Below are 25,265 nucleotides of genomic sequence, written 5' to 3'. Positions count from 1 at the left end.
GGTGCTCTCCCTCCTGGTCCTGATCTCCGGGGGAGGCTCCAATCTCCGGGCGCTCCTCGAAGCGTCCAGCGACGCCGAGTATCCCGCCCGAGTCATCGCGGTCGGCTCCGATACGGATGCCGCAGGGCTCGCGCACGCCGAGGAGTTCGAGATCTCGACCTTCACCGTCGTGCCCACCTCTTTCGCCTCCCGTGAGGCCTGGGGCGCCGAGCTTCTCGAGCAGATCGAACGCTGGTCGCCCGATCTCGTGGTGTGCGCCGGGTTCATGCGCATCCTGCCGCCCGCCGTGGTCTCGGCTCTCACCCCGCGAATCATCAACACGCATCCCGCCCTGCTGCCCGCGTTCCCCGGCGCCCACGCCGTGCGCGACGCCCTGGCAGCCGGTGTCGACACCACCGGCGTCACCGTGCATGTGATCGACGAGGGCGTCGACACCGGGCCGGTCATCGTGCAGCGCTCCGTGCCCGTCTACCCGGGAGACACCGAGCACGAGCTGCACGAGCGCATCAAGTCCGTCGAACGCGACCTGCTCGTGCAGGCCGTGCTCGACATCGCCAACGGAGCAGTCGACCTCGAGGAGATAGCAGCACGATGAGTGGCCCCCAGCACGACCCGAGCCTCTACACGCATCGCGACACGGTGCCGATCAGCCGGGCGCTGATCTCGGTCAGCGACAAGACGGGGCTCGTCGAGCTGGTTCAGGCCCTCGCGGGCGCCGGCGTCGAGATCGTCTCCACCGGCTCGACCGCCAAGACCATCGCCGAAGTGGGCGTCGCCGTCACCGAGGTCTCGAGCGTCACCGGATTCCCGGAGTCGCTCGACGGCCGTGTCAAGACCCTGCACCCGGGCGTGCACGCGGGCATCCTGGCCGACCTGCGGCTCGAGTCGCACAAGCACCAGCTGGCGGAGCTCGGCATCCGGCCGTTCGACCTCGTCGTGGTGAACCTCTACCCCTTCCGCGAGACCGTGGCCTCGGGTGCCGCGCCCGACGCCGTGATCGAGCAGATCGACATCGGCGGCCCCGCCCTGGTGCGCGCCTCGGCGAAGAACTTCGCGAATGTCGCCATCGTGGTCTCGCCCGACCGCTACGACGACATCGTGGCCGCGCTCGCCGCGGGAGGAACGGGCCTTGCCGTGCGCCGCGGCCTCGCCGCTGAAGCCTTCGCGCACACCGCCTCGTACGACACCGCGGTGGCCGGGTGGTTCGCCGAGCAGCTCGGTGCCGAGATCGACCCCGCGCCCGCGGACGCGGAGCCCGGCTTCCCGGATGTGCTCTCCGTCACGGCCGAGAAGGCACAGACCCTGCGCTACGGCGAGAACTCGCACCAGCAGGCCGCTCTCTACACGCGCGCCGGCGGCCACGGGATCGCGCAGGCGATCCAGCTCCACGGCAAGGAGATGTCGTACAACAACTTCGTCGACGGCGACGCCGCCGTTCGCGCCGCCTACGACTTCGCCGAGCCGGCCGTCGCCATCATCAAGCATGCGAACCCCTGCGGCATCGCGCTGGCCGATTCGGATGCACCGGATGCGATCGCCTCGGCCCACGCGAAGGCCCACGCCTGCGATCCGGTCTCGGCCTACGGCGGCGTGATCGCAGCCAACCGCCCGGTGACGCTCGCGATGGCCGAGACGGTGAAGGACATCTTCACCGAGGTGCTCATCGCCCCCGCCTTCGACGCCGACGCCTTCGAGTTGCTGTCGACCAAGAAGAACCTCCGCCTGCTGACGCTGCCGGAGGGCTACGGTCGAGAAGGTGTCGAACTCCGCCAGATCAGCGGTGGCTTCCTGGCGCAGACGCGCGACGTGTTCGACCGCTTCGATCGCTCGACCTGGACCCTCGCAGCCGGCGAGCCCGCCGACGAGGCGACCCTCGCCGACCTCGAGTTCGCCTGGAAGGCCTGCCGTTCGGTGAAGTCGAACGCCATCCTGCTCGCCAAGGGCGGCGCATCCGTCGGTGTGGGCATGGGCCAGGTGAACCGCGTCGACTCGTGCCATCTGGCAGTGACGCGGGCCGGAGACCGGGCCGCGGGCTCGGTGGCCGCCTCCGACGCGTTCTTCCCCTTCGCCGACGGCGCGGAGGTGCTGATCGAGGCGGGTGTCTCGGCGATCGTGCAACCCGGCGGATCGGTGCGCGACGCCGATGTGATCGCTGCGGCCGAGAAAGCGGGCGTCACCATGTACTTCACCGGCGAGAGGCACTTCTTCCACTGATCCCACTCCGAGCGCGCATTCACCTCGCTCGCCGGCAGCATCCAGGCATCATCACCTAAGGTCTAGACATGTCATCGTTCCGACTCCGGTCGCTCACCGCCTCTGTGGCGGCTGCGGCCGTGATCGCGGTGGTCGCGCTCGCCTCGGCATCCCTCGCGGTGTTCGTGGCGAACGGGCAGGCCGTGCAGGCCTTCGGCGTCGCGTTCCTGTTCTTCATCGACGGCACGATCGCACTCTTCGTGCTGTCGGCGGTGTTCGGCCTGATCGGGGCGTACCAGCGCTGGTACACGGCGCTGATCGCGGGCGTGGTGTCGGCCGCGCTCGCCGGCTTGGTGGGCACCGGGATCGCCTCGCTCGCGAACGGAGCCGTGCTCAGCGGCGATCTGATCGGCCAGTTGTTCGGCACCCTGATCGGCACCAACCTGATCTTCGAGCTCGCGGCGGTGATCGCCTCCGTCACCGTGGCCCGGCGCATCCACACCCGCATCGCGATCGACGAGCAGCAGGAGGTGCTGCGCAAGAAGTACGTGCTGGTGCGCCGGCCCGCGGCTTCCCTGCCGGACGGCCTGGTGACCTACATCGAGCGCAGTGACGTCGACCTCGAACTCGCCGAGGAGCAGTGGGAGGAGTACGTCGCCGCCCTGACCGGCGGTGGCTGGGACCCGGTGGAGGTGCCCATCGCCGACGACCTGCCCGACTCCGTGTTCGTCGAAGACACCGTGGTGATGTTCGGCACACTGGCCGTGATCGGCAGCCCCGGCGCCGATTCGCGGATCGCCGAGCTCCCGGCGGTGGAGGAGAGCATCCGCTCGCTCGGCATCGAGGCCAAGCGCATCAACCGTCCGGGCACGCTCGATGGCGGAGACGTGCTGAAGGTCGGCACCACGGTGTTCGTGGGTCGTGGCGGACGCACCAACTCCGACGGCATCCGCCAGCTCCGCAAGATCCTCGCCCCGCGCGGCTACTCGGTGGTCGCGGTACCCGTCACCAAAGCCCTGCACCTGAAGAGCGCGGTCACCGCCCTGCCCGACGGCACGGTGATCGGCTATCGTCCGCTGGTCGACGATCCGTTCATCTTCGATCGCTTCCTCGAGATGCCGGAGCCCAGCGGCGCCCACGTGGTGGTGCTCACCGACGACACCGTGCTCGTGGCCGCCAGTGCCCCGGAGTCGGCGCGGCTGATCGAGGGGCTCGGCTACCGTGTCATCTCGGTCGACATCTCGGAGTTCGAGAAGCTCGAAGGATGCGTCACGTGTCTTTCGGTACGCGTGCGCTGAGCCCGGACCTGCCCGACGAGCATCTGCCGAATTCCCTGTTGCTTTTCTGCTCCTCCGGCCGATAGCCTGTAAGGCTGCCGCGACGCCTCCACCCCTGGAAAGGGGGTGATCGGCGTGCCCCGACGACGCCACTCGGGGAATCGATGCGTGTGGCAAAGCGTTGTGCCACGAACACGATGCGTGTTGCGAAGAGAGATCACGAATGTCAGAAACGTCCAGCACGACCGCTGCGCCTGCTGCCGGAACGGTGGCGGTGCTTTCGCGCCTGCGCCCGTATGTGCAGGCCGCTCTGCCGCGCATCTACGGCGCGATGGTGGTCTCGCTCTCCGCCAGCGTGGTGGCGCTCGCCATTCCCCAGGTGCTGCAATGGATGGTCGACGGCCCGTTGGCCGACGGTGACGCGAACCAGATCTGGCTCGCCGCCGGCATCGTGCTCGCCCTCGGTGTGGTCGAGGCGGTGCTGATCGGCGCGCGCCGGGCACTCGTGCTCACCCCGGGAACCCATGTCGAAGCCCGGATGCGCAACTCGCTCTACGCGCAGCTGCAAGATCTCCCCGTGTCGTTCCACGACCGGTGGCCGAGCGGCCAGCTGCTCTCGCGCGCTGTCAGCGACCTCAATCTCATCCGTCGTTGGCTGTCGTTCGGGCTCGTGCTGCTGGTGGTGAACGTGCTGACGCTGATCGGCGGCGTGATCATCCTGATCAGCCTGAACTGGGTTCTCGGCCTCATCTTCGCGGCGGCCGCCGTTCCGGTCATCGCCTACAGTTTCGCCTTCGAGCGCAAGTACTCGGATGTCGCGCGCCGCAGCCAAGACCAGGCCGGCGACCTGGCCACCAGTGTCGAGGAGTCGGTGCACGGCATCCGTGTGCTCAAGGCCTTCGGCCGCAGCCGCTACGCGCTGAAGCGCTTCGAGTCGCAGGCCGAGCAGCTGCGCGGCACGGAGATCGAGAAGGCCAAGGCCATCGCCGGCATCTGGCTCTACCTCACTCTGATCCCCGACCTCGCTTTCGGCGTCTGCCTCGTGGTGGGCGTCTGGCTGGCATCGACGGGCGCCTCCTCGGTGGGCGAGCTGGTGGCATTCTTCGCCACCGGAACGGTGCTGCTGTTCCCGATCTGGTCGATGGGCTACTTCCTCGCCATGACGCTCGACGCGAAGACCGCGACCCTCCGCTTCTTCGAGGTGATGGACTCGGTCAACACGATCGAAGACCCCGCGTCGCCCTCCACCGTGGTCGACGGACACGGCGAGTTGAGCTTCGACGACGTGCACTTCCGCTACCAAGATGCGCCCGAGTCGTTCCCCGACCTCATCGACGGCGTGACGCTCACCGTCGAGCCCGGGGAGACGATGGCCCTCGTGGGTCTGACCGGATCGGGCAAGTCGACGCTCACGGCCCTCACCACGCGGTTGTACGACGTGACCGGGGGAGCGGTGCGGGTCGACGGCGTCGACGTTCGCGATCTCAGCCGCGACGAGCTCCGCACCCGGATCGCCATGGCTTTCGAGGAGGCCACCCTGTTCAGCCAGACGGTGCGCGAGAACGTGCTGCTCGGCCGGCCGGATGCCTCGGAAGACGATCTGCGCGAGGCTCTCGAGATCGCGCAGGCCTCATTCGTCTACGACCTCCCGCTGGGGCTCGACACGAAGGTGGGCGAGGAGGGGCTCAGTCTCTCCGGTGGACAGCGGCAGCGTCTGGCGCTCGCCCGCGCCATCGCGGCGCGGCCCAGCATCCTGGTGCTCGATGATCCGTTGTCGGCGCTCGACGTCGACACCGAGGCCTTGGTCGAGGCTGCGCTGCGGCGCGTGCTGGCCACCACCACCGCCCTGATCGTGGCGCACCGGCCCTCGACCGTGGCGCTCGCCGACCGCGTCGCCCTGCTCGAGAACGGGCGCGTCACCGCGGTGGGTACGCATTCGGAGCTGCTGGCCACGAGCCCGCACTACCGCTTCGTCATCTCGAGCTTCGACGCCGACGAGCGCGCCGAGGCGCGCGAGGCCGAGGAGCGCGCGGAGCGGCACGACGCCGAAGAACGAGCCGAGATCCGCGACGCCGAACTCGGCATCACCACGAAGGAGGTGGCATCATGACATCCGTTCTCGGAGTCGAGGGCGAGGAGCGCGACGACTTCTCGCGCGCGGAGAGCCGCCAGATCCGGCAGCGCTCGCTGCGCCTGCTCGGTTCGCTCGTGCATCCGATGCGGGCGCGTCTCGTGCTCAGCATCATCGTGGTGATCATCAGCACCATCTCGCAGGTGGCCGGCCCGTCGATCATCGCCTACGGCATCGACACCGGGCTGCCCGCACTGCTCGATCAGAACTGGATGCCGGTTGCGCTGGCCGGGGTTGCCTACCTGCTCGCCGGTGTGGTCGGCGCCGTGCTGATCGCCTGGTTCACCGTGCTCTCCGCGCGGATCAGCCAGGCCATCCTGCTCGATCTGCGCAAGCGCGTCTTCCTGCACACCCAGAAGCTGAGTCTGGAATTCCACGAGAGCTACACCTCGGGTCGCATCATCTCGCGCCAGACCAGCGACCTGGATGCGATCCGCGAACTCCTCGACTCGGGCATCAACCAGCTCGTGCAGGGCGTGCTCTATATGGCGTTCACCGCGGTCGCGCTGTTCCTGCTCGATGTGCAGTCGGGCTTCATCCTGCTCGCGTCGCTGGTGCCGCTGCTCATCCTGACCCGATGGTTCCAGCTGCGGTCGCAGCGGATGTTCCGGCGCACGCGCGTCGCGTCCGCCCGGCTGATCGTGCACTTCGTGGAGACGATGACGGGCATCCGCGCGGTCAAGGCCTTCCGCAAGGAGAAGCGCAACGAGGTGGAGTTCGGCGGCCTGGTGGAGGACTACCGCGACGCCAACGCGCGTGTGATCAAGCTCTTCGGCATCTACGACCCCGGGCTCGTGCTGATCGGCAACGTGGCGGTGGCTGTGGTGTTGCTGCTCGGCGGATTCCGGGTGGTCGACGGCGGCATGGAGATCGGTGTGCTGCTGGCCGCCGTGCTCTACACCCGCCGGTTCTTCGATCCGATGGAAGACATGGCGATGTTCTACAACGGCTACCAGAGCGCCACCGCTGCACTCGAGAAGATCTCGGGCGTGCTCGAGGAACGGCCGAGCGTGGCCGACCCGGAGCGCCCGGTCGACCTCTGGGAGTCGACCGGCGCGGTCACCTTCGACGACGTGGAGTTCGGCTACACGGCCGACCGGCCGATCCTGCCCTCCTTCGACCTCGTCATCCCGGCGGGGCAGACGATCGCGCTCGTCGGATCGACGGGAGCGGGCAAGTCGACGCTCGCGAAATTGATCTCGCGGTTCTACGACCCGACCGCGGGCCGGGTGACCCTCGACGGCATCGACCTGCGCGACCTCCACCCGAAAGACCTGCGTCGTGCCATCGTGATGGTGACCCAGGAGGCCTACCTGTTCTCCGGTACGGTGGCCGACAACATCGCCATCGGCAAGCCCGAGGCGAGCCGCGACGAGATCATCGCGGCGGCTCGCGCGGTCGGGGCCGACGAGTTCATCCGAGGGCTCCCGAACGGCTACGAGACCGACGTCAACAAACGTGGCGGGCGGGTCTCGGCAGGTCAGCGTCAGCTGATCTCGTTCGCGCGCGCATTCCTGGCGAACCCGACCGTGCTCATCCTCGACGAGGCGACGGCGTCGCTCGACATCCCGAGCGAGCGCCTGGTGCAGGACGCGCTGCAGACGCTTCTCGCCGACCGCACGGCGGTGATCATCGCCCACCGCCTCTCGACGGTCTCGATCGCCGACCGGGTGTTGGTGATGGAGCAGGGACGGATCGTCGAAGACGGAACACCGGAGGAGCTGATCGGCGGAACCGGCCGGTTCGCGCAACTGCATGCCTCCTGGCGCGAGTCGCTCGTCTGATCGGTGCCCTGATCTGGTGGGGTGGTCCGGGTGTCAGTCCCCCTAGGACTTCCAGCCGTAGAATTGCGTCGCGGACAGGACGAAAATATGCCAGCCGTCAATGCAGGTCACGCCATCGGTGGGGATGGATTGAGGCCACCAGGTGTCGTCCAGCGCGGGGGCGCTGTCGGCCTCGGAGGCATCGCACGGCGCGCCTATCGGTTCCGGTGCTCCGTCTCCGAAGACGAGGATGGCGTCACCGGTCTCGGAATTCTCCTTGATCCGAATCATTACGGCGTCGTCAGGAACGAACGAGGGGAGTGGCAGGGTAGCGCCCGCCGCCCTCGAGTCGGGCGTCGTTGCGTACACTGCGGTCTCGATCGGCGGAGTGATGGCGTTCGCCAAGGTGCAACCGGACAGCGTCGCGACGAGTCCTGCCGCCGCTAATCCGGCGAGAAGCGCTCGTCTTTTCATCGGCTGTGGGTGATCCTCTCCTGCTGGGCATCCGGGTGCAACGGCTGCCACCGAGCTACAGCGTACTCGACTGCATAGCCCGGTTCCCGCGAGATCGCTCGGAGCGGGGTGCCTTCGGCCTCGTAGTGCTCGCGGGCACGAGCCTCGTGGCCGGCCGGCGGGAGGCCTCCCGACCGCACCACCCGCCACCACGGATGCGCGTGCCCGTACCGGCGCATGACGCTGCCGACCGCGCGCGCAGCACGGGTTCCGAGCAGTGCGGCGACGTCGCCGTAGCTCAGCACCCGGCCGGGCGGGATCGAGTCGACGATGTCGAGCACGTCGTCGACGAAGGAGGGCGGCGACACCGGCTCCTGGTGGTCGGTGGAGCCAGGGCTCACAGATCCAGCGCGGCGATGGTCTCGCCGTAGGGCGTCTCCCCGATCGGCACGAACCCGAGCTTCTCGAAGAACGCCGCCGGGCCGGCCTCGCCCTGCTCGAAGATGACGGTGACGCGGTCGAATCCGCGTGTGCGCGCTTCGTCGGCGAGAGCCAGCACGGCGAACCGCCCCACTCCGTGGCCTTGCGCGGTGGCCGCGACGTTGATGCGCCAGATGCACCCGCGGAACTCGACCTCCGGCGCATCCGGATCGAAGTTGCCCATGATGAAGCCGACGACCTCGTCGTCTTCGAGCACCACGCGCGGCCACGCCGTCACGGGGTTCACGTACGCCTCGGCGATGGAGTGCGAGACCGGAGCCACGAACTGCTCCTGGCCAGGCTTCAGCGAGAGCGTGTTCGCCGCCACGATGTTCGATGCCGACAGCTCTTCGAGCCTCAGTTCACTCATGGACTCAGGCTAACGGCTGCGATCGGGCCGCGCCACCGCGCCGGGCCGCAGCCGCGCCGCCGTTCGCTCTCCGGAAACTATCTCGATGTCGAGATATCTCCCGGAACGGGTAAACTGGCTGACGGCCCATTTCCGGCGGCTGTTGAGGAGCTGAATTGTCCAAGATCAAGGTTGAAGGCACCGTCGTCGAACTCGACGGCGACGAGATGACTCGAATCATCTGGCAGGCCATCAAAGACACACTGATCCACCCGTATCTCGACGTGAACCTCGAGTACTACGACCTCGGCATCGAGCACCGCGATGCGACCGACGACCAGGTCACGATCGACGCGGCCCACGCCATCCAGAAGCACGGTGTCGGCGTGAAGTGCGCCACCATCACGCCCGATGAGGCCCGCGTGGAGGAGTTCGGCCTGAAGAAGATGTGGAAGTCGCCGAACGGCACCATCCGCAACATCCTCGGCGGCGTCATCTTCCGTGAGCCCATCATCATCTCGAACATCCCGCGCCTCGTGCCGGGCTGGAACAAGCCGATCATCATCGGCCGTCACGCCTTCGGCGACCAGTACCGCGCCACCGACTTCGTGTTCAAGGGCAAGGGCAAGCTGACCGTCGAGTTCACCCCCGAAGACGGCTCCGAGCCGCTGAAGTTCGACGTCTACGATGCTCCGGATGACGGCATCGCCCAGGTGCAGTACAACCAGGACGCCTCGATCCGCGACTTCGCCCGCGCCTCGCTCAACTACGGCCTGAGCCGCAACTACCCGGTGTACCTCTCCACCAAGAACACGATCCTGAAGGCCTACGACGGCCGTTTCAAGGACATCTTCCAGGAGATCTTCGAGGCCGAGTTCAAGGAGCGCTTCGACGCGGCCGGCCTCACCTACGAGCACCGGCTGATCGACGACATGGTTGCTTCGGCCATGAAGTGGGAGGGCGGCTACGTCTGGGCCTGCAAGAATTACGACGGAGACGTGCAGAGCGACACCGTGGCCCAGGGCTTCGGCTCGCTCGGCCTCATGACCTCCGTGCTGTCGACGCCCGACGGCAAGGTCGTCGAGGCGGAGGCCGCGCACGGCACCGTGACCCGGCACTACCGCCAGCACCAGGCCGGCAAGCCCACGTCGACCAACCCGATCGCCTCGATCTACGCCTGGACGCGTGGCCTCGCCCACCGCGGCAAGCTCGACGGCAACCAGGAGCTGATCGACTTCTCGCTCACCCTCGAAGACGTCGTGATCAAGACGGTCGAGTCGGGCAAGATGACGAAAGACCTGGCGCTGCTCGTGAGCCCCGACCAGCCCTACCAGACCACCGAGGAGTTCCTCGCGACGCTGGACGAGAACCTCAAGGCGCGCATGGCCGCCTAGGCTCCCGCCGACGCAGAAGGCCCCCCACCGCTCGGCGGTCGGGGGCCTTCTGCGTCTGCGTGCGGAAGTGTCGGCTTCAGAGACTCTGAGACTCTGAGACTCAGAGGCTCAGAGGCGACGGCCGGCCGCAAGCACGGACTGGACCGTCCAGTCGGCGTCGAGGAGCACGGCGTCGGCGGCGTAGCCGGGGCGCAGGTAGCCCAGGTCGTGGTCGCGGCGGATGGCGCGCGCCGGGTTCGCGGTGAGCGCCGCGATCGCGAGAACCGGGTCGATGCCCGAGGCGCCGACCGCCCAGCGCAGCGCCGCGTCCTGGGTGAGGGTCGAGCCCGCGATCGTCGACGTGCCGGAGAGCACCGCGCGCCCGTCGGCGACGCTCACGTTGAGCGTGCCGAGGCGGTAGTGGCCGTCGACCGAGCCGGCCGCCGCCATGGCGTCGGTGATCAGCACGATGCGGTCGGGAGCGATGCGGAACGCCATCTTCACGACATCCGGATGCACGTGGAAGCCGTCGACGATGAGTTCCAGGCCCACCCGCGGGTCGTCGAACGCGGCCACCACCGGGCCCGGTTCGCGGTGACGGATGCCGGCCATCGCGTTGAAGGCGTGGGTGAGGAGTGTGGCGCCGCGGTCGAACGCTTCCCGGGTGAGCGCGAGGTCGGCATCCGTGTGGCCCACGGCCACCACCACGCCCGCCGCCACGAAGGCGTCGATGGCCTCGAGCGAGCCCGGCAGCTCCGGCGCGATGGTGATCTGCACGAGATGCCCGCGACCGCGCGCGATCATCAGCGACACCTCCTCAGACGTGGGCGAGTGCAGGAAGTCGGGGTTGTGGGCGCCGCGGTGGTTGCGCGCCAGGAAGGGACCCTCGAGGTGGGCGCCGAGGATGAGCGGATCGTTGTCGGCGAGGCTCGCCACCGTCTCGAGGCCCACGAGCAGCGAGGGCATCGGGTTGGCCACGAGCGAGATCACCGAGCGCGTGGTGCCGTGCCGGCGGTGCAGGGCGAGGGCGGCCTGGATCGACTCCGTGCCGTCGTCGAAGGAGTGCCCGGCGCCGCCGTGGCTGTGGATGTCGATGAACCCGGGTGTCAGCCAGAGTCCGCTCGCATCGACGACCTCGGTCTCCGCGGCGAGATGTTCGCGCCAGCCCTCGCCGGTGCCAGTTCGCTGGATGCGGTCGCCCTCAGCGAGGAACCAGAAATCGTCGACGAGGCCGTCGGCATCCGCCTTGCGACCGCTGTGTACGACGATGCTCACCGGAACTCCTTGCGCCCCGCGATGACGCCCGAGATCACGGCGAGCACCCCGAACACCACGGCGATGATCGGCTGGCCGAGCATCAGCCAGGCCAGGGCGGCGGAGCCCATGATCACGATCTCGACGAGCGCCTTGCCGAAGGGGTCGATGCGGATGACGGCCTTGGGCGAGCGGAACAGGGCCCAGACCACGATCGCGAAGAGCGGTGTCGCGACACCGAACGCCACGTTCCACGGGAACGGCCAGGCCACGAAGCCCCAGAAGGCGAAGGTGAAGAACGCGAACAGTTCGAGCAGGAATCGGACGAAGTCGTTGACGCCGAGGCGGCTGTCGGGGGGTTCTTCTGGCACTCGCCCATGGTACTAGCGAGGGAAATGTTTCGAGTTTGTAAAGATCACTATCAAATCGGAGCGAGGCCTTGTGGAGGTGTTTGTTCGTAAGCTTTACTAACAAACATGACCACGACATCGGCGTCGAATGCCGGCTTCGCACACGGCAGGGCCCTGAGACCGAGTTCGAAGGTGCTGCCCGAACACGCTCGGGGGCACAACCGCTCGCTCGTGCTGCAGACGCTCTACCGCTCCGGTCGGCGCAGCCGCGCCGACATCGCCCGGGAGACCGGCCTCACCCGCGTCACCGTGAGCGCGCTGGTCGCCGACCTCATCGCCGACGGCCTCGTGGTGGAACTCGGCCAGCGCGAAGAGACCCGCCCCGGCAAGCCCGCCACCCTGCTCGATCTCGACCGCAGCGCCTTCGTGATCGTGGGCCTCGACCTCTCCGAGCACTCCACCTTCTCGGGTGCGCTGCTCGATCTCGACGGCACGATCAGCGCGCGGGCCGAGGTGGCTCTCGCGGGCAGCACCGGCGAGGCCGCGGTCGAGAAGGTCGTCGCCCTCGCGCAGCAACTGGTCGATCAGGCGACCGTGCCGATCCTCGGCATCGGCGTCGGCTCGCCGGGTGTGGTCGACCTCGGCGGCGTGGTCTTGAGCGCTCCGAACCTGGGCTGGAACGGGATGCCGCTGCAGAGCATCCTGAACGCCCGATTCGGAGTTCCCGTGCTGGTGGCCAACGACGCGAACGCGGCCGTGCTGGCCGAGCACAGCTTCGGCGGCGCCGACAGCGACGCGATGCTGATCAAGATCGGCCATGGCGTCGGCGCCGGACTGCTGCTCGGCGGCACACCCCTATTCGGCAGCCGCTTCGCCGCGGGCGAGATCGGCCACGTCGTGGTCGGCACCGATGGGGGAGCCGTGTGCGCCTGCGGCAAGCGCGGCTGCCTCGAGACGTGGCTGAGCATCCCGAACCTGATCGAACGACTCGAGGAGGAGGGGGACGCCGCGCGAACGGCCGTCCTCCGCGAAGCCGGCGAACGCCTCGGCATCGCCCTCGCCCCGGTGGTCGGCGCGCTCGACCTCAGCGAGGTCATCCTCGCCGGCCCCACCGAACTTCTCGACGGGCCGCTCGCGGCCGCCACCGTCGAGACGCTCCGAAACCGAACGATGGCCGAGTTCCACGGCTCCGTGACGCTTCGGATGACCACGCTCGGGCAGGACATCGTCTTGCGCGGCGCGGCCGTCATGGTCCTCTCCGGCCAACTCGGGGTCTCGTAAGAGCCCTTCGCACCCAGATATCCATCGCCCTAGGAAAGGTAGAACACAATGAGGAAGACGACACTCGCTGTCACCGCCCTCGGCCTCACGGCAGCCCTCGCGCTCGCCGGATGCGCCGGTGGAACTTCATCGGGAGGCAGCACCGACGCGGCCGACGGCGCGGACATCCGCGTCTGGCTGAACGGCACCGACACCCCGGATGCCGCGCGCGAGTACCTGAAGACGACCTTCGAGAGCGAGCATCCCGGCTCGACGCTCACCATCGAGGAGCAGAGCTGGACGGGCCTGGTCGACAAGCTCACCACGAACCTCTCGGGCTCCGACAGCCCCGACGTCGTGGAGGTGGGCAACACCCAGGCCGCGGCCTTCACCTCGGCAGGCGCCTTCCTCGACCTCAGCGACAAGTACGAGGAGCTCGGCGGCGACGACCTGCTGCCCGGCTTCGTAGAGGCCGGCAGCTATGACGGCACCTTCTATGCCGCGCCCTACTACTCGGGCGCCCGTCTGGTGTTCTACAAGAAGGACCTGCTCGCGAACGCGGGTCTGACGGTTCCGACCACCCTCGACCAGTACGTCTCCAACGGCGTCGCGCTGGCCCAGGCGAACCCGGGCGTCTCGGGCATCTACTTCCCCGGCCAGGACTGGTACAACGCCCTGCCCTACATCTGGGAGGCCGGCGGCGAGATCGCCACGCAAGACGGCGACACCTGGACCTCGACCTTCTCGAGCCCCGAGTCGATCGAAGGGCTGAAGCAGGTGCAGGAGGTCATGACCAAGGCCTCCGTGGCTCCGAAGGACGGCAACGAGACCGACCCGCAGGTGCCGTTCTGCGAGGGCACCGTCGCCAACCTGTCGGCGCCCAGCTGGGTGAAGGGATCGATCCTCGCCCCGGCCGACGCGGATGCGCCCGGCTGCCCCGATCAGGAAGCCAACCTCGGCGTCTACGCCCTCCCGGGCAAGGACGGTGGCGCGGCACACGTCTTCGCCGGTGGCTCGAACATCGCCGTGGCGGCCAAGTCGGCTCATCCCGACCTCGCCACCGACGCGCTCGAGATCATGCTGAGCGACGACTACCAGACGATCCTCGGCGAGAACGGTCTCGTTCCCGCCAAGCTCTCGCTGGCGTCCACCCTCGGCACCGACGACGTCGCGAAAGCGATCGCCGAGGCCGCGGCCAACGCCAAGCTCACCCCGGCCTCGCCGAAGTGGGCCGACGTCGAGGCCTCCGGAGCGCTCACCGACTTCTTCGTGTCGATCGCCGAGGGCGGCGACGTGGAGCAGCTCGCGAAGGCGCTCGACGAGAAGATCGACGGCATCCTGAATTCCTAGCCTCCCGGCTCCTCGGAGCCGAGAGAAACGGCGGTGGCCGCTGCGCGAACAGCGGCCACCGCCGGTCCAGACGCCCATCGCCCTAGGAAGGTGAGAGGCACACCGCAATCTTAACGGGAGGACCCCGATGAGCTCGTCCGTGACCCTGATCAGGGAGCACGAGTCGGGTGGCTTGCAGGAGCTGCCGCCCGAGCTCGGCCCGAAGAGCAGGCGGCTGCAACGACGCACCCGCCCGGGCCGCTTCACCCCCATCGTGCTGCTCGTGCCGGCGCTCGTGATCCTGGCCGTGGTGATCGGCTGGCCGCTCATCCAGCTGTTCGTGATGTCGTTCCAGGAATTCGGCCGATCGCAGGTGTTCGGTGCACCCGCTCCCTTCGTCGGATTCGACAACTACGTGCGCGTGCTCACCGATCCCCAGTTCTGGGCGGTGCTCGGCCGCAGCATCCTGTTCTGCGCGGCCAACGTGGTGACCGCGATGGTGCTGGGCACCCTGGTCGCGCTGCTGATGCACCGCGTCAACAAGTTCTTCAAGGTGCTCGTGAGTGTGGGCCTGCTGCTGGCCTGGGCGATGCCCGCGCTCACCGCCACCATCGTCTGGGGCTGGATGTTCGACACCCAGTACGGCGTGGTGAACTACCTGCTCGAAGCCGTGAGCGGCCAGGACTTCACCAACCACTCCTGGCTGATCGACCCGTTCTCGTTCTTCGTGGTGGCCACCATCATCGTCACCTGGGGTGCCGTGCCGTTCGTGGCATTCACCATCTTCGCCGGCCTCACCCAGGTTCCCGACGAGGTGCTGGAGGCTTCGCAGCTCGACGGCGCGGGCGCCTGGCAGCGCTTCCGCCTCATCGTCTTCCCGTACCTCCGGAGCATCTTCGTGGTCGTGATCATCCTGCAGGTGATCTGGGATCTGCGCGTCTTCACGCAGATCTTCGCCCTGCAGGGCATCGGCGGCATCAAGGAGCAGACCTCCACGCTCGGCGTGTACATCTATCAGATCTCGCTCGGCAAGGGCGACTACGGCACCGGCGGCGCGATCGCCGTGATCATGGTCATCCTCATGGTGGGCATCTCGATCTTCTACGTGCGCCGCAGCCTCAAGGAGGAGGAACAGTGACCGCCATCACCGCCCGGCCCGCCCGACGCCGGGTCAGTCCTCGCAAGCGCACCACCGGCATCCTGCTCGGCGTCGCCTCCGTCGTCGTGTTCCTGTTCTCGGTGTTCCCCGTCTACTGGATGGTGAACACCTCGCTGCAGCCCAACAACGAGATCCGCGGCAGCGTGCCGAACTTCGTGCCCCAGCACCTCACCACGGCGAACTACGAGACGGTGATCTTCGATCCGGGTCGGGCACCATTCCTGCCCGCGCTCGGCAATTCGCTGATGGTCACCCTCTCGACCGTGGTCATCGCCCTGGTGTTCGCCTTCCTCGCCTCGCTCGCCGTGACCCGCTACCGCTTCAAGAGTCGCAAGACGTTCATCTTCGCCATCCTCATCATCCAGATGATCCCGGCCGAGGCCATGATCGTCTCGACCTACCGGGTGCTCGACGGCTGGGGACTGCTCAACACCATCGCGGGCCTCACGCTCGTCTACGTGGCCACCGTGCTGCCGTTCACCATCTGGACCCTGCGCGGCTTCGTGAACGGCGTGCCGGTCGAACTCGAGGAGTCGGCGATGATCGACGGATGCTCGCGCACCGGTGCGTTCTGGAGGATCACGTTCCCCTTGCTCGCGCCCGGGCTGGTGGCCACCGGTGTGTTCGGGTTCATCCAGGCCTGGAACGAGTTCCTGCTCGCCCTCGTGGTGAACTCTCGGCCCGAGATGATGACCTTGCCGGTCTGGCTCCGCACCTTCCAGCAGGTCACCGGCACCACGAACTGGGCCGCCATCATGGCGGGGTCGACGCTGATGGCCATCCCGGTGATCGTGTTCTTCCTGATCGTTCAGGGACGGATGACCTCGGGGCTCGTCAGTGGGGCGGTGAAGGGATGAGCCGGCAGCACATCCTGGGCACCCTCCTGCCCGGGTTCGTCGGAACCACTCTGCCGGAATGGGTGGAACGGATGCTCCGCGAAGGACTCGGCGGAGTGTGCCTGTTCGGCGAGAACATCGTCTCGACCTCCCAGCTGCGGGCGCTGACCGACGCGATCCGCGCGGCGAACCCTGATGCCTTGATCGCGATCGACGAGGAGGGCGGCGACGTCACCCGCCTCTACTACGACCGCGGCTCGCCCTTCCCGGGCAACGCGGTGCTCGGGCGGCTCGACGACCTCGACGCCACACGCTCGGTCGCCTCGGCCGTCGGCGCCGAGCTGCGGGCGGTGGGCGTGAACCTCGACTTCGCGCCCGACGTCGACATCAACTCGAACCCGCGCAACCCGGTCATCGGCATCCGCAGCTTCGGCAGCGACCCGGCCCTCGTCGCACGGCACAGCGCCGCCTGGGTCGAGGGACTGCAGGCACAGGGTGTCGCGGCGAGCATCAAGCACTTCCCGGGGCACGGCGACACGGCGCAGGATTCACACCTCGCGCTGCCGAGCGTCAACGCCTCGATCGAGACTCTCCGCGAACGGGAGCTGCTGCCGTTCGCGGCCGCCGTGCGCGCCGGCGCTTTCACCGTGATGACGAGCCATATCGTGCTGCCTCGGCTCGACCCCGCGCAGCCGGCCACGTTCTCGGCCGCCGTGCTCGAGGGTGTGTTGCGCGGCGAGCTGGGCTTCGACGGCGTGATCGTGAGCGACGCCCTCGACATGGTGGGTGCGTCGGGCGAGATCGGCATCCCGGCCGCCGCCGTGCGGGCCCTCGCCGCCGGCTGCGATCTGCTCTGCATCGGCACGAAGAACACCGAGCAGCAGATCGACGACATCGTCGATCGGGTGTCGTCGGCGCTCGTCGACGGGGAGCTGACGGTGGCGCGTCTCGCCGAGGCGACGGTGCGGCTCCGGCAGTTGGGAGACCGCATCCGCGACGCCGAGGTGCGGGCCGGCGGGGTGCCCGGTGCGACGCCGGGCGCGGCGACGCCGGACGCGGCACTCGTGGCAGCGATGCCGGATGCCCGCCGTGTCGTCTCCTCCTTCGCACTCGACCCGGCGGCGGCGGAGACCCTTCGCGGTGCCGGCTGGGTGGTGGTGCGGGTCGACACCGTCGCCAACATCGCCGTGGGCGCCGTGCCCTGGGGGCCGTTCCGTGCGCTCGCCGAGGCCGGGATGGTGTTGCCGGTGGTGGAGGTCACCGAAGAGGACGGGGACGACCGGATCGGAGATATGCCGCTCGAGGCATCTGTTCTCGTCATCGGCAAGGACAACGAGCGCCGACCACGGGTGACCGACCTCATCGACGCCCTGCGAGCCCGGCACGAGCGGGTCGTGGTCGTCGACATGGGTTGGCCCGGCGACGATCCGCGCTACGCGGGCGTCGCGACGTTCGGCGCTTCAGCGCTCGTCGGCGACGCTCTTGCGGCCCTCCTGATCGAGAACGGGGTGCGGCCATGAGGCTCGGGCTCGACATCGGCGGAACGAAGACGGATGCGGTCGCGGTCGACGACGACGGAACGATCGTCGACCGCGTGCGGCTCGCCACCGGCTTCGGCCCGGAGGCGGTGATCCGCACCGCCATCGAGGGCGTGACCCGCATCGCCGAGATCACGGGCGTTCCGGTGAGCGCTTTCGAATCGGTGGGCATCGGCATCCCCGGTCAGGTCGATGTCGTCACCGGCACCGTCTCGCACGCCGTCAACCTCGGCTTCGACGAACTCGACGTGGGGCAGCGCCTCACCGCGGCGCTCGGCCTCGACGTGAAGGTCGAGAACGACGTGAAGGCGGCCGCGCTCGGCGCCTACCACCTGATGACCCGAGGGTCGAACGTCGGACGGGGAGACGCCGATCCGGGTGGCGCCGCGGACTTCGTGGCCGGGGGCGCTGCAGGGGCGGCGCCCAACGGCCACAGCATGGCGTATCTGAACCTGGGCACGGGTCTCGCGGCCGGACTGGTGATCGACGGCGCGCTCTGGCGTGGAGCGCGCGGCACGGCGGGGGAGATCGGCCACATCCCGGTCGACCCGAACGGCGTGCTCTGCCCGTGCGGGCAGCGTGGCTGTCTGGAGACCGTGGCCTCCGGGTCGGCCATCGCCCGCCAGTGGGCGACCGACGACCCGATTCCCGCCCGCTCGTTGCTGGCCGCCGCCGATGCCGGCGACGAGAGCGCGCTGGCCATCCTCTCCCTGCTCGTCGACAACGTGGCCGCGGCGGTGCGGGTGCTCGTGCTCACCGTCGACGTCGAGATCGTGATGATCGGCGGCGGGCTCAGCAACCTCGGAGGATGGCTGCTCGACGAGGTGCGCCGGGTTCTGACATCCTGGGCGGTGGAGTCGCCGTTCCTGGCCTCGCTCGGACTCGAGAGTCGCGTGCAGCTCGTGCCGGCCGGATTCCCGGCGGCCGCGGTCGGCGCGGCCCTGGTGGGAGCACCGGTGACCCGGGTCGAGAAGACCAGGAACACCGATCGCGGAGAGAGGGTCGCCACGTGGCAGAAGTGATCGTCGTCGGCAGCCGCGAAGCGGCCGGAGCCCTGGTGGCCGAGGCGATCGAGCGGCTCGTGACGGGGAGACCGGATGCGGTGCTCGGGCTCGCGACGGGCGACACGCCTCTGCCGGTCTACCGGGCGCTGGCCGAGCGTGTGGCGGTCGGGCTCGACCTCTCGGCGGTGCGCGGCTTCGCGCTCGACGAGTACGTGGGCATTCCGGTGACGCATCCGGAGAGCTACCACTCGGTCATCGACCGCGAGGTGGTGCGTCCGCTGCGGCTCAACCCGGCGAGCGTGCATGTGCCCGACGGCCGGCCGCTCGGCATCGAGACGGCGGGGGAGCGCTACGAGGATGCGATCCTCGCGGCCGGCGGGGTCGACCTGCAGATCCTCGGCGTGGGCACCGACGGGCACATCGGCTTCAACGAGCCCGGCTCCTCGTTCGCATCGCTCACCCGTGTGAAGACACTCACGAAGCAGACCCGGGAAGACAACGCCCGCTTCTTCGACTCGGTCGACGACGTGCCGATCCACAGCATCACGCAGGGGCTCGGCACCATCCTGCGTGCGCGCCGTCTCGTGCTGCTCGCCTTCGGTGCCGCCAAGGCGCACGCTGTCGCGGCGGCGGTCGAGGGACCACTCACGGCGAGCGTTCCGGCGTCGGCCATCCAGCTGCATCCGCGGGCCACGGTCGTGGTCGACGAAGAGGCGGCGAGCATGCTCACCGAGCTCGACTACTACCTCGACGCCTTCGCGAACAAGCCCACCTGGGATCCGGTCATCATCTGACCATTCCCTCGGAAGCGGCGGATCGGCAGAATGGCCGCATGGGGAAAGCAGCAGAGACCTTCGTCGCCGGGTTCTCGGCGAATCCCGACTTCGACTTCGAGATCCGCTGCGTGCTCGGGCTCGCCTTCGCCGGGGCGTCCGACACCGGCGAAGTACTGGCCGCGGTGAACGGCATCGGCAAGAACGACCACGAGAGCTGGTTCGCGGCCTGGGACTCGCTCGGCGACCGCGTGGCCGCGATCGGCGACGCGTCGTCGGAGGGTGGACACGACGAGAGCGCCGCCTCGGCCTATCTCCGGGCCTCCGCCTACTACGGTGTGGCGGTGAACGCGGTCTCGGCTCTCGACTCGGTCGACCGGCTGCTGCCCACGTTCACGAAGCAGCGCCGCGCCTGGGAGCGATTCATCGGCACCACCTCGGTCGACGCCCGGAGCGTCGAGATCCCCTACGAGAACACGACGCTCCCCGGCTACTACTTCCGCAGCGCGGCTCCGGGCGACGCGCATCCGGTGCTCGTCGCGGTGAACGGCAGCGACGGGTCGCTCGCCGCCCTCTGGGCGAGCGCCGTCTCGGGCGCGCTCGCCCGCGGCTACGACGCGCTGGTGTTCGACGGACCCGGGCAGCAGTCGATGCTGTTCGAGCGCGACACCACCTTCCGGTCCGATTGGGAGGCCGTGCTCACCCCGGTGCTCGACTTCGTGCTCGGCCACGCCGGGGTGGATGCCGACCGCGTCGCCGTGTACGGAATCAGCCAGGCCGGCTACTGGGTGCCCCGGGCGCTCGCCTTCGAGCACCGCTTCGCCGCCGCGATCGTCGACCCCGGCGTGGTGGATGTCTCGACCTCGTGGACCAGCCACCTCCCGAAGAGCCTGCTGAAACTCCTCGACGAGAACGAGAACGCGAAATTCGACCGCGAGATGGCGTTGGGGCTGAAGCTCGCGCCGGGCGCGGCGCGCACCTGGAACTTCCGCGCCCGGCCCTACGGCGGCCTCGGCTACGCCGAGACGATCGAGGCGGTGCGCGCCTACTCGGTGGTGGAGGAGGCGGATGCCATCACGACCCCGCTGCTCATCACCGAACCCGAAGACGAACAGTTCTGGCCCGGCCAGTCCCAGCAGCTCGCTGCGCTCACTCCGACGGTCTCGACGGTGGTGAAGTTCACGGCCGCGGAGGGAGCGAACTACCACTGCCAACCCCTCGCCCGAGCCCTGACCGAGCAGCGCATGTTCGACTGGCTCGACGCCGTTCTGGCCTCGAAGTAGCAGCACCGGGCGCGGCGGCCGACGGGAGTCAGTAGCGCAGGCGGTGGTTCTGCACCGCGTCGTACGTCAGGCGCAGGGACTCGTTGGCCTGTTCGTAGCTGCCTTGCAGCAACCGCACAGTGAGGAAGTCGACGAGTGCGAGCTGCGCGATGCGGCTCGACATCGCTCCCGAACGGTAGCGGCTCTCGCGTGAGCTCGTCGTGAGCACGAGATCGGCGAGCAGGCCGAGCGGCGACTCGGGAAAGTTCGTGATGGCCACGGTGGTTGCGCCGGCCCGCCCGGCGACGGTGAGCATGTCGTTGACCTCGACCGAGAGGCCGGAATGCGAGATGGCGATCGCGACGTTCCCCGGCCGGGTGAGTGCTACCGAGGTGAGGGCGAGGTGCGGGTCGACCCAGGAGTACGAGCTCATCCCGATGCGGTGCAGCTTCTGCTGCAGGTCCTGCGCGGTCAGCCCGCTCGATCCGACGCCGAAGATGTCGATCCGGGCGGCGTCGCGGATGGCCTCGACCACGGCGTCGAGGGCCACCAGATCGAGGGCGCGTGCCGTCTCCTCCACGGCTCGGGCCTCCTGGTAGGCGACTTTCATCACCACGTCGAGCGCGCTGTCGTCGGGCCCGATGTCGGCATCCGACACCCGGAACTGGTCGCGTGAGGCCTCTTCGCGGGTGATCGCCGACGCGATCGCCATCCGGAACGACTTGTAGCCGCTGAACCCCGCCGACTGGCACAGCCGCGCCACGCTGGCCTGGGAGACCTCGCAGAGCTCGGCGAGTTGGTTGATGGTGGAATCGACCACGATCGAGGGTTGTTCGAGCACCCGATCCGCGATGCGGCGCTCGGCCTTGCTCAGCGCGGGCAGGCGCTGGCGGAGGGCCACGAAGACATCGGTGGACATCCCTATTCCTCCAGACGGACGACAGCGTCGGCCACGCGGAGCCGGAGTTGCCGGATGTCCGAGCGATGCCGAGTCGGATGGACCCGATTGGTCAGAAATACTATCGAACGGTCGCCTCCGGGCTCGACGATCAGGCTCGTGCCGGTGAAACCGGTGTGCCCGATGGCGCCGCGCTCGGCGAAGGGCCCCATCCACTCGGCCTCGCCGATCCGCGGGCCGAGAGCCTGCCCGTATGCCGGGCGCCGCGCGGGGAGAAGGCCGAGCGGCGCGAGCTGATCGGTGGTCATGCGGGTCACCACGGCCGCGGGCAGCGCCTGACGACCCTCGTGCCGTCCGCCGTTGCGCAGCATGTCGGCGAACACGAGGAGATCGGATGCGCTGCCGAACAGGCCCGCATTGCCCGTCACCCCGCCGAGCGCCCAGGCCGTCTCGTCGTGCACCACGCCATGCACGAGACCGCGGTCGGGCACCCGCTGGTACTCGGTCGCCGCGATTCGTCCGCGCAGCTCGGGGCCGGGGGTGAACATCGTGTCGCGGAGACCGAGGGGCTCGAGCACCGTTCGCGAGACCACGGTGTCGAGGCTCTCGCCGCTCAGATTCTCGGCCAGGAGGCCCGCCCAGAGGTAGCCCACGCACGAATACCGGTGCACGCGGCCCGGTGGGTCGCTCGGGAGCGCCGAGCGGAAGTGCGACCAGGCCGTCGGGCCCGTGCGCCGGTCGGTCCACTCGGCCGGCCACCCTGCGGTGTGGCTCAGCAGGTGCGCGGCGGTGACGGTGGACAGGTCGCCGTGACGGTACTCGGCGAGGGCTTCCGCGACCGGGAGATCCGGGCCCGACCCCTGCTCGTCGAGCACCGTCAGCAGGGCGGCGGCGGTGAAGAGCTTCGTGATCGAGGCGAGGTCGAACAGGGTGTCGACGGATGTCGGCACGGTGGCGAGCTCGTGGGGCGCGCCCCGCTCATCCGCGACCCGGGCGAGGGTGCCGCGCGCCTCGGAGACGACGATCCGCCTGCCGGAGGACACCAGCACGACGGCGGCCGAGCAGGTCGGGGAGTCGCCCCCGGTCGCCTCGTCGAGGAGGGCTGCGATCTCGTCCATTCCTCGATTGTTTCACGCAGATGAAAAAAATCCACATTAACTTGACGAATTGCGGGGTTTTGTTACATGCTGCTCGATGACGCCGGAGCGCAGAGCGCCCGGGCGAACGAAACGAAAGAGCGACAACGATGGCGATGCACCACCCCGCACTCGAACCCCTTCTCGAGGGAGACGTGTACGTGCCCGAGACGGAGCAGCGGCTGACCGAGTCGCTCGAGCTCGACTCGTTGTCGACCACCGAGATCCTGGCGCTCCTCGCCTCGCAGGATCGTGTGGCGGTCGACGCGGTGGCCGCCGTCGCGCCCCAGCTGGCCGGCCTGGTCGACGTCGCCGTCGGTCGCGTGCTGCGCGGCGGATCGGTGCACTACTTCGGCGCCGGCACCTCCGGCCGCCTCGCCGTGCTCGACGCCGCGGAGCTGCTGCCCACCTTCAACATCGAGCCCGGTGTGGTCGTCGCCCACATGGCCGGCGGTGCACGCGCCCTGGTGCACGCGGTGGAGAACGCGGAGGACTCGGTCGACGACGGGCGGCGGGAAGCCGCCACCCTGGGGGCCGACGACGTCGCCATCGGGCTCACCGCATCCGGCAGCACGCCCTTCGTCGGCGGCGCACTCGCTCAGGCGCGGGAGCTCGGTGCCCACACCGCCCTCATCTCGTGCAACCCCCGGGCGGCGCTCGCCGCGCTCGCCGACACCGACATCGTGCTGCGCACCGGCCCCGAGGTGGTGACCGGCTCGACGAGGCTCAAGGCCGGCACCGCGGAGAAGCTGGCGCTCAACGGCTTCTCGACCGCGTTGATGGTGGCCCTCGGCCGCACCTGGTCGAACCTCATGGTCTCGGTCGTCGCCACCAACGAGAAACTCCGCCGCCGCACACTGCGTATCCTCATGCAGTCGGCCGGTGTCTCGCAGAGCGAGGGCGCCGAGTTGCTGACGCGGGCCGACGGAGACCTCAAGGTGGCCATCGTCACCGCCGTCGCCGCCGTGCCGGTCGACCGGGCGCGGGCCGCCCTGGCCGCCGCGAACGGCTCGGTGCGTGCCGCGCTGGCAGGGCTCGACGCCCCGTCGGCCTGACCGGCTCCCCACCTTTCCCACCCCACCGAGCACCACCAATCAGAACCACCAATCAGAAGGAGAACATCCATGATGCGCAGAGCACTCTCGCTCGCAGCGGGCGTCGCCGGCGTCGCGCTGCTGCTGGGCGGATGCGCCCCCTCGGCGCCCGTCAACGAGACGGCGGCTTCCAGCGGCGACGACGTCACGCTGAAGGTCTGGTCGTGGCGCACCGAGGACATCGACGCGTACAACACGATCTTCGACGTGTTCGAGAAGGAGCACCCCGGAATCACCGTCGACTTCGAGGCGTTCCAGAACACCGAGTACAACCAGATCCTCACCACCGGGCTCGCCGGTAGCGACGGACCCGACGTGCCGATGGTGCGGGCCTACGGGCAACTGCAGCCGAACATCGAGGCAGGCCAGCTCGACCCGATCGACGACATCGTCGACGGCCTCGACGACATCGCGCCGAGCGTGCTCGCCGGCGCGAAGGGCAAGGCAGACGGCAAGACCTACGCGGTGCCGCTGGCCACCCAGACCCTGCAGATGTTCTACAACAAGGACATCTTCAAGGAGAACGGACTCGAGGTTCCGACCACCTGGGACGAGTTCATCGCCCTCAACGACACGCTGCTGGAGAAGGGCATCACCCCGATGGCCCTCGGTGTGAAAGACGACTGGATGATGCCGATCTTCGCCGACATCGTGGGCTCGGCCCGCTACGGCGGCAGTGCCTTCGAGGGCGAGGTGCTCGACGGCAGCAAGACCTTCGAAGACCCGGATTACGTGGCGTCGCTGCAGATCGTGGCCGACATGAAGAAGTACCTCACCCCCGACGTGGTGGGCGTGAGCTACACCGACAGCCAGGTGCAGTTCACCTCGGGCCAGGCCGCGCAGTTCCCGGGCGGATCGTTCGAGATCGCGACTTTCGCCTCGCAGGCGCCTGACCTGAACATCGGGTCGTACCAGGTGCCGCTGCCGCCGGATGCGGTGTCGCCCACGCCGGTCAGCCCTGCCTACGCCGACGGCAACTTCGCCATCAACTCGAAGTCGAAGAACAAGGAGGCCGCCGCCGAGCTGCTGAACTGGCTCGCGACCCCCGAGTTCGGCCAGCTGGTCGCCGACGATCTCAACCAGTTCTCGGCGATCCCCGGGGTGACCTACTCCAACGAGGTCATGCAGGAGGCGTGGGACAACTACCAGAAGGGCGAGGCGCCCTACCTGCTGCTCGTCGACTTCCGCTACGGCGACCCGCTCGGCACCGCCGTGCTCGGCCCGCAGATCCAGAAGATCTTCATGGGGGAGCAGGATGCCGCGGGAGCAGCCACGGCCCTCCAGGACGGCATCTCGCAGTGGTTCACCCCCACGCCGTAACCCCACCGCACCCGAGCACGAGCACCTGAGGAA

The 25,265-nt window shown here is 68.7% G+C and carries 23 protein-coding genes; 16 read left to right on the top strand and 7 right to left on the bottom strand.

The window, feature by feature from the left end:
• Position 1 precedes the first annotated feature (1 nt).
• The 5 genes from purN (at position 2) to BLW00_RS00715 (ending at position 7,385) form a co-directional block, all read left to right on the top strand.
• Entirely contained in the window at positions 2-595 is a 594-nt protein-coding gene (purN, locus tag BLW00_RS00735; RefSeq protein ID WP_092551747.1) for a phosphoribosylglycinamide formyltransferase, read from the top strand.
• Positions 592-2,214, top strand: coding sequence for a bifunctional phosphoribosylaminoimidazolecarboxamide formyltransferase/IMP cyclohydrolase (gene purH / locus BLW00_RS00730; RefSeq protein WP_092547826.1), 1,623 nt, complete (start codon positions 592-594; stop codon positions 2,212-2,214). Before purN ends, purH begins: the two co-directional genes overlap by 4 nt.
• A gap of 68 nt (positions 2,215-2,282) precedes the next feature.
• A complete protein-coding gene (ddaH, locus tag BLW00_RS24175; RefSeq protein ID WP_092547825.1) occupies positions 2,283-3,491 on the top strand; it encodes a dimethylargininase in 1,209 nt (402 codons plus the stop codon).
• A gap of 202 nt (positions 3,492-3,693) precedes the next feature.
• On the top strand, positions 3,694-5,580 hold the full coding sequence (locus BLW00_RS00720) for an ABC transporter ATP-binding protein (protein ID WP_092547823.1): 1,887 nt from the start codon (positions 3,694-3,696) through the stop codon (positions 5,578-5,580).
• The gene (locus BLW00_RS00715) at positions 5,577-7,385 is read left to right on the top strand and encodes an ABC transporter ATP-binding protein (protein ID WP_092547821.1); all 1,809 of its coding nucleotides are present in this window, start codon (positions 5,577-5,579) and stop codon (positions 7,383-7,385) included. Before BLW00_RS00720 ends, BLW00_RS00715 begins: the two co-directional genes overlap by 4 nt.
• A 42-nt stretch (positions 7,386-7,427) precedes the next feature.
• Here the strand turns inward: BLW00_RS00715 and BLW00_RS00710 are convergent, their stop codons facing one another.
• The 3 genes from BLW00_RS00710 to BLW00_RS00700 are packed head-to-tail and all read right to left on the bottom strand — an operon-like array spanning position 7,428 to position 8,667.
• Positions 7,428-7,838, bottom strand: coding sequence for a hypothetical protein (locus BLW00_RS00710; protein ID WP_092547818.1), 411 nt, complete (start codon positions 7,836-7,838; stop codon positions 7,428-7,430).
• A complete protein-coding gene (locus BLW00_RS00705) occupies positions 7,835-8,218 on the bottom strand; it encodes an MGMT family protein (protein WP_092547815.1) in 384 nt (127 codons plus the stop codon). The genes BLW00_RS00710 and BLW00_RS00705 overlap by 4 nt, the downstream gene beginning before the upstream one ends.
• Positions 8,215-8,667, bottom strand: coding sequence for a GNAT family N-acetyltransferase (locus BLW00_RS00700; RefSeq protein WP_092547812.1), 453 nt, complete (start codon positions 8,665-8,667; stop codon positions 8,215-8,217). The genes BLW00_RS00705 and BLW00_RS00700 overlap by 4 nt, the downstream gene beginning before the upstream one ends.
• Positions 8,668-8,822: 155 nt before the next feature.
• Here BLW00_RS00700 and BLW00_RS00695 point away from each other — a divergent pair, with 155 nt between their 5' ends.
• Positions 8,823-10,040, top strand: a complete 1,218-nt coding sequence (locus BLW00_RS00695) for an NADP-dependent isocitrate dehydrogenase (protein ID WP_092547809.1) — start codon at positions 8,823-8,825, stop codon at positions 10,038-10,040.
• A gap of 108 nt (positions 10,041-10,148) precedes the next feature.
• Here the strand turns inward: BLW00_RS00695 and nagA are convergent, their stop codons facing one another.
• Together nagA and BLW00_RS00685 are read right to left on the bottom strand one after the other, a co-directional pair.
• Positions 10,149-11,294: an N-acetylglucosamine-6-phosphate deacetylase gene (gene nagA, locus BLW00_RS00690; RefSeq protein WP_092547806.1), complete on the bottom strand. Its 1,146-nt coding sequence runs from the start codon at positions 11,292-11,294 to the stop codon at positions 10,149-10,151.
• Positions 11,291-11,644: a YrdB family protein gene (locus BLW00_RS00685; RefSeq protein WP_092547803.1), complete on the bottom strand. Its 354-nt coding sequence runs from the start codon at positions 11,642-11,644 to the stop codon at positions 11,291-11,293. Before BLW00_RS00685 ends, nagA begins: the two co-directional genes overlap by 4 nt.
• A gap of 105 nt (positions 11,645-11,749) precedes the next feature.
• On the opposite strand from BLW00_RS00685, the gene BLW00_RS00680 reads away from it, so the two are divergent.
• From BLW00_RS00680 to BLW00_RS00645, 8 genes are all read left to right on the top strand, one after another.
• A complete protein-coding gene (locus tag BLW00_RS00680) occupies positions 11,750-12,904 on the top strand; it encodes an ROK family transcriptional regulator (protein ID WP_092547801.1) in 1,155 nt (384 codons plus the stop codon).
• A 48-nt stretch (positions 12,905-12,952) separates the two neighbouring features.
• Positions 12,953-14,233: an extracellular solute-binding protein gene (locus BLW00_RS00675; RefSeq protein WP_092547797.1), complete on the top strand. Its 1,281-nt coding sequence runs from the start codon at positions 12,953-12,955 to the stop codon at positions 14,231-14,233.
• Between the two features lie 127 nt (positions 14,234-14,360).
• Positions 14,361-15,350, top strand: coding sequence for a carbohydrate ABC transporter permease (locus tag BLW00_RS00670; RefSeq protein ID WP_092547794.1), 990 nt, complete (start codon positions 14,361-14,363; stop codon positions 15,348-15,350).
• The gene (locus BLW00_RS00665) at positions 15,347-16,228 is read left to right on the top strand and encodes a carbohydrate ABC transporter permease (RefSeq protein ID WP_175494070.1); all 882 of its coding nucleotides are present in this window, start codon (positions 15,347-15,349) and stop codon (positions 16,226-16,228) included. The genes BLW00_RS00670 and BLW00_RS00665 overlap by 4 nt, the downstream gene beginning before the upstream one ends.
• Entirely contained in the window at positions 16,225-17,727 is a 1,503-nt protein-coding gene (gene nagZ, locus BLW00_RS00660) for a beta-N-acetylhexosaminidase (protein ID WP_092547791.1), read from the top strand. Before BLW00_RS00665 ends, nagZ begins: the two co-directional genes overlap by 4 nt.
• Complete coding sequence (locus BLW00_RS00655) at positions 17,724-18,767, top strand: ROK family protein (RefSeq protein WP_092547788.1); 1,044 nt, start codon at positions 17,724-17,726, stop codon at positions 18,765-18,767. Before nagZ ends, BLW00_RS00655 begins: the two co-directional genes overlap by 4 nt.
• The gene (locus tag BLW00_RS00650; RefSeq protein WP_092547786.1) at positions 18,755-19,543 is read left to right on the top strand and encodes a glucosamine-6-phosphate deaminase; all 789 of its coding nucleotides are present in this window, start codon (positions 18,755-18,757) and stop codon (positions 19,541-19,543) included. Before BLW00_RS00655 ends, BLW00_RS00650 begins: the two co-directional genes overlap by 13 nt.
• Before the next feature lie 38 nt (positions 19,544-19,581).
• Entirely contained in the window at positions 19,582-20,805 is a 1,224-nt protein-coding gene (locus tag BLW00_RS00645; protein ID WP_092547784.1) for an alpha/beta hydrolase family protein, read from the top strand.
• Positions 20,806-20,833: 28 nt separating this feature from the next.
• Here BLW00_RS00645 and BLW00_RS00640 read toward each other — a convergent pair whose 3' ends face one another.
• Together BLW00_RS00640 and BLW00_RS00635 are read right to left on the bottom strand one after the other, a co-directional pair.
• Positions 20,834-21,703: a MurR/RpiR family transcriptional regulator gene (locus BLW00_RS00640; RefSeq protein ID WP_092547782.1), complete on the bottom strand. Its 870-nt coding sequence runs from the start codon at positions 21,701-21,703 to the stop codon at positions 20,834-20,836.
• 2 nt (positions 21,704-21,705) lie between these two features.
• Complete coding sequence (locus BLW00_RS00635) at positions 21,706-22,800, bottom strand: serine hydrolase domain-containing protein (protein WP_092547780.1); 1,095 nt, start codon at positions 22,798-22,800, stop codon at positions 21,706-21,708.
• A gap of 134 nt (positions 22,801-22,934) precedes the next feature.
• Here BLW00_RS00635 and BLW00_RS00630 point away from each other — a divergent pair, with 134 nt between their 5' ends.
• Both BLW00_RS00630 and BLW00_RS00625 read left to right on the top strand, forming a co-directional pair.
• Entirely contained in the window at positions 22,935-23,873 is a 939-nt protein-coding gene (locus tag BLW00_RS00630) for an N-acetylmuramic acid 6-phosphate etherase (RefSeq protein ID WP_092551741.1), read from the top strand.
• Positions 23,874-23,942: 69 nt separating this feature from the next.
• Complete coding sequence (locus BLW00_RS00625) at positions 23,943-25,232, top strand: ABC transporter substrate-binding protein (RefSeq protein WP_245741173.1); 1,290 nt, start codon at positions 23,943-23,945, stop codon at positions 25,230-25,232.
• Positions 25,233-25,265 lie beyond the last annotated feature (33 nt).

It is taken from the genome of Herbiconiux ginsengi (assembly GCF_900107435.1).
Taxonomy (GTDB): domain Bacteria; phylum Actinomycetota; class Actinomycetes; order Actinomycetales; family Microbacteriaceae; genus Herbiconiux; species Herbiconiux ginsengi.
The sequence above is the reverse complement of the archived record's forward strand: the minus strand, read 5'-3'. Positions and strand labels throughout refer to the sequence as shown.

Bases quoted from the DNA above. Each gene is read 5' to 3' on its own strand.
- purH (WP_092547826.1), top strand. From the start codon at position 592: ATGAGTGGCCCCCAGCACGACCCGAGCCTCTACACGCATCGCGACACG.
- ddaH (WP_092547825.1), top strand. From the start codon at position 2,283: ATGTCATCGTTCCGACTCCGGTCGCTCACCGCCTCTGTGGCGGCTGCG.
- BLW00_RS00720 (WP_092547823.1), top strand. From the start codon at position 3,694: ATGTCAGAAACGTCCAGCACGACCGCTGCGCCTGCTGCCGGAACGGTG.
- BLW00_RS00715 (WP_092547821.1), top strand. From the start codon at position 5,577: ATGACATCCGTTCTCGGAGTCGAGGGCGAGGAGCGCGACGACTTCTCG.
- BLW00_RS00710 (WP_092547818.1), bottom strand. From the start codon at position 7,838: ATGAAAAGACGAGCGCTTCTCGCCGGATTAGCGGCGGCAGGACTCGTC.
- BLW00_RS00700 (WP_092547812.1), bottom strand. From the start codon at position 8,667: ATGAGTGAACTGAGGCTCGAAGAGCTGTCGGCATCGAACATCGTGGCG.
- BLW00_RS00680 (WP_092547801.1), top strand. From the start codon at position 11,750: ATGACCACGACATCGGCGTCGAATGCCGGCTTCGCACACGGCAGGGCC.
- BLW00_RS00675 (WP_092547797.1), top strand. From the start codon at position 12,953: ATGAGGAAGACGACACTCGCTGTCACCGCCCTCGGCCTCACGGCAGCC.
- BLW00_RS00670 (WP_092547794.1), top strand. From the start codon at position 14,361: ATGAGCTCGTCCGTGACCCTGATCAGGGAGCACGAGTCGGGTGGCTTG.
- nagZ (WP_092547791.1), top strand. From the start codon at position 16,225: ATGAGCCGGCAGCACATCCTGGGCACCCTCCTGCCCGGGTTCGTCGGA.
- BLW00_RS00655 (WP_092547788.1), top strand. From the start codon at position 17,724: ATGAGGCTCGGGCTCGACATCGGCGGAACGAAGACGGATGCGGTCGCG.
- BLW00_RS00645 (WP_092547784.1), top strand. From the start codon at position 19,582: ATGGGGAAAGCAGCAGAGACCTTCGTCGCCGGGTTCTCGGCGAATCCC.
- BLW00_RS00640 (WP_092547782.1), bottom strand. From the start codon at position 21,703: ATGTCCACCGATGTCTTCGTGGCCCTCCGCCAGCGCCTGCCCGCGCTG.
- BLW00_RS00635 (WP_092547780.1), bottom strand. From the start codon at position 22,800: ATGGACGAGATCGCAGCCCTCCTCGACGAGGCGACCGGGGGCGACTCC.
- BLW00_RS00630 (WP_092551741.1), top strand. From the start codon at position 22,935: ATGCACCACCCCGCACTCGAACCCCTTCTCGAGGGAGACGTGTACGTG.
- BLW00_RS00625 (WP_245741173.1), top strand. From the start codon at position 23,943: ATGATGCGCAGAGCACTCTCGCTCGCAGCGGGCGTCGCCGGCGTCGCG.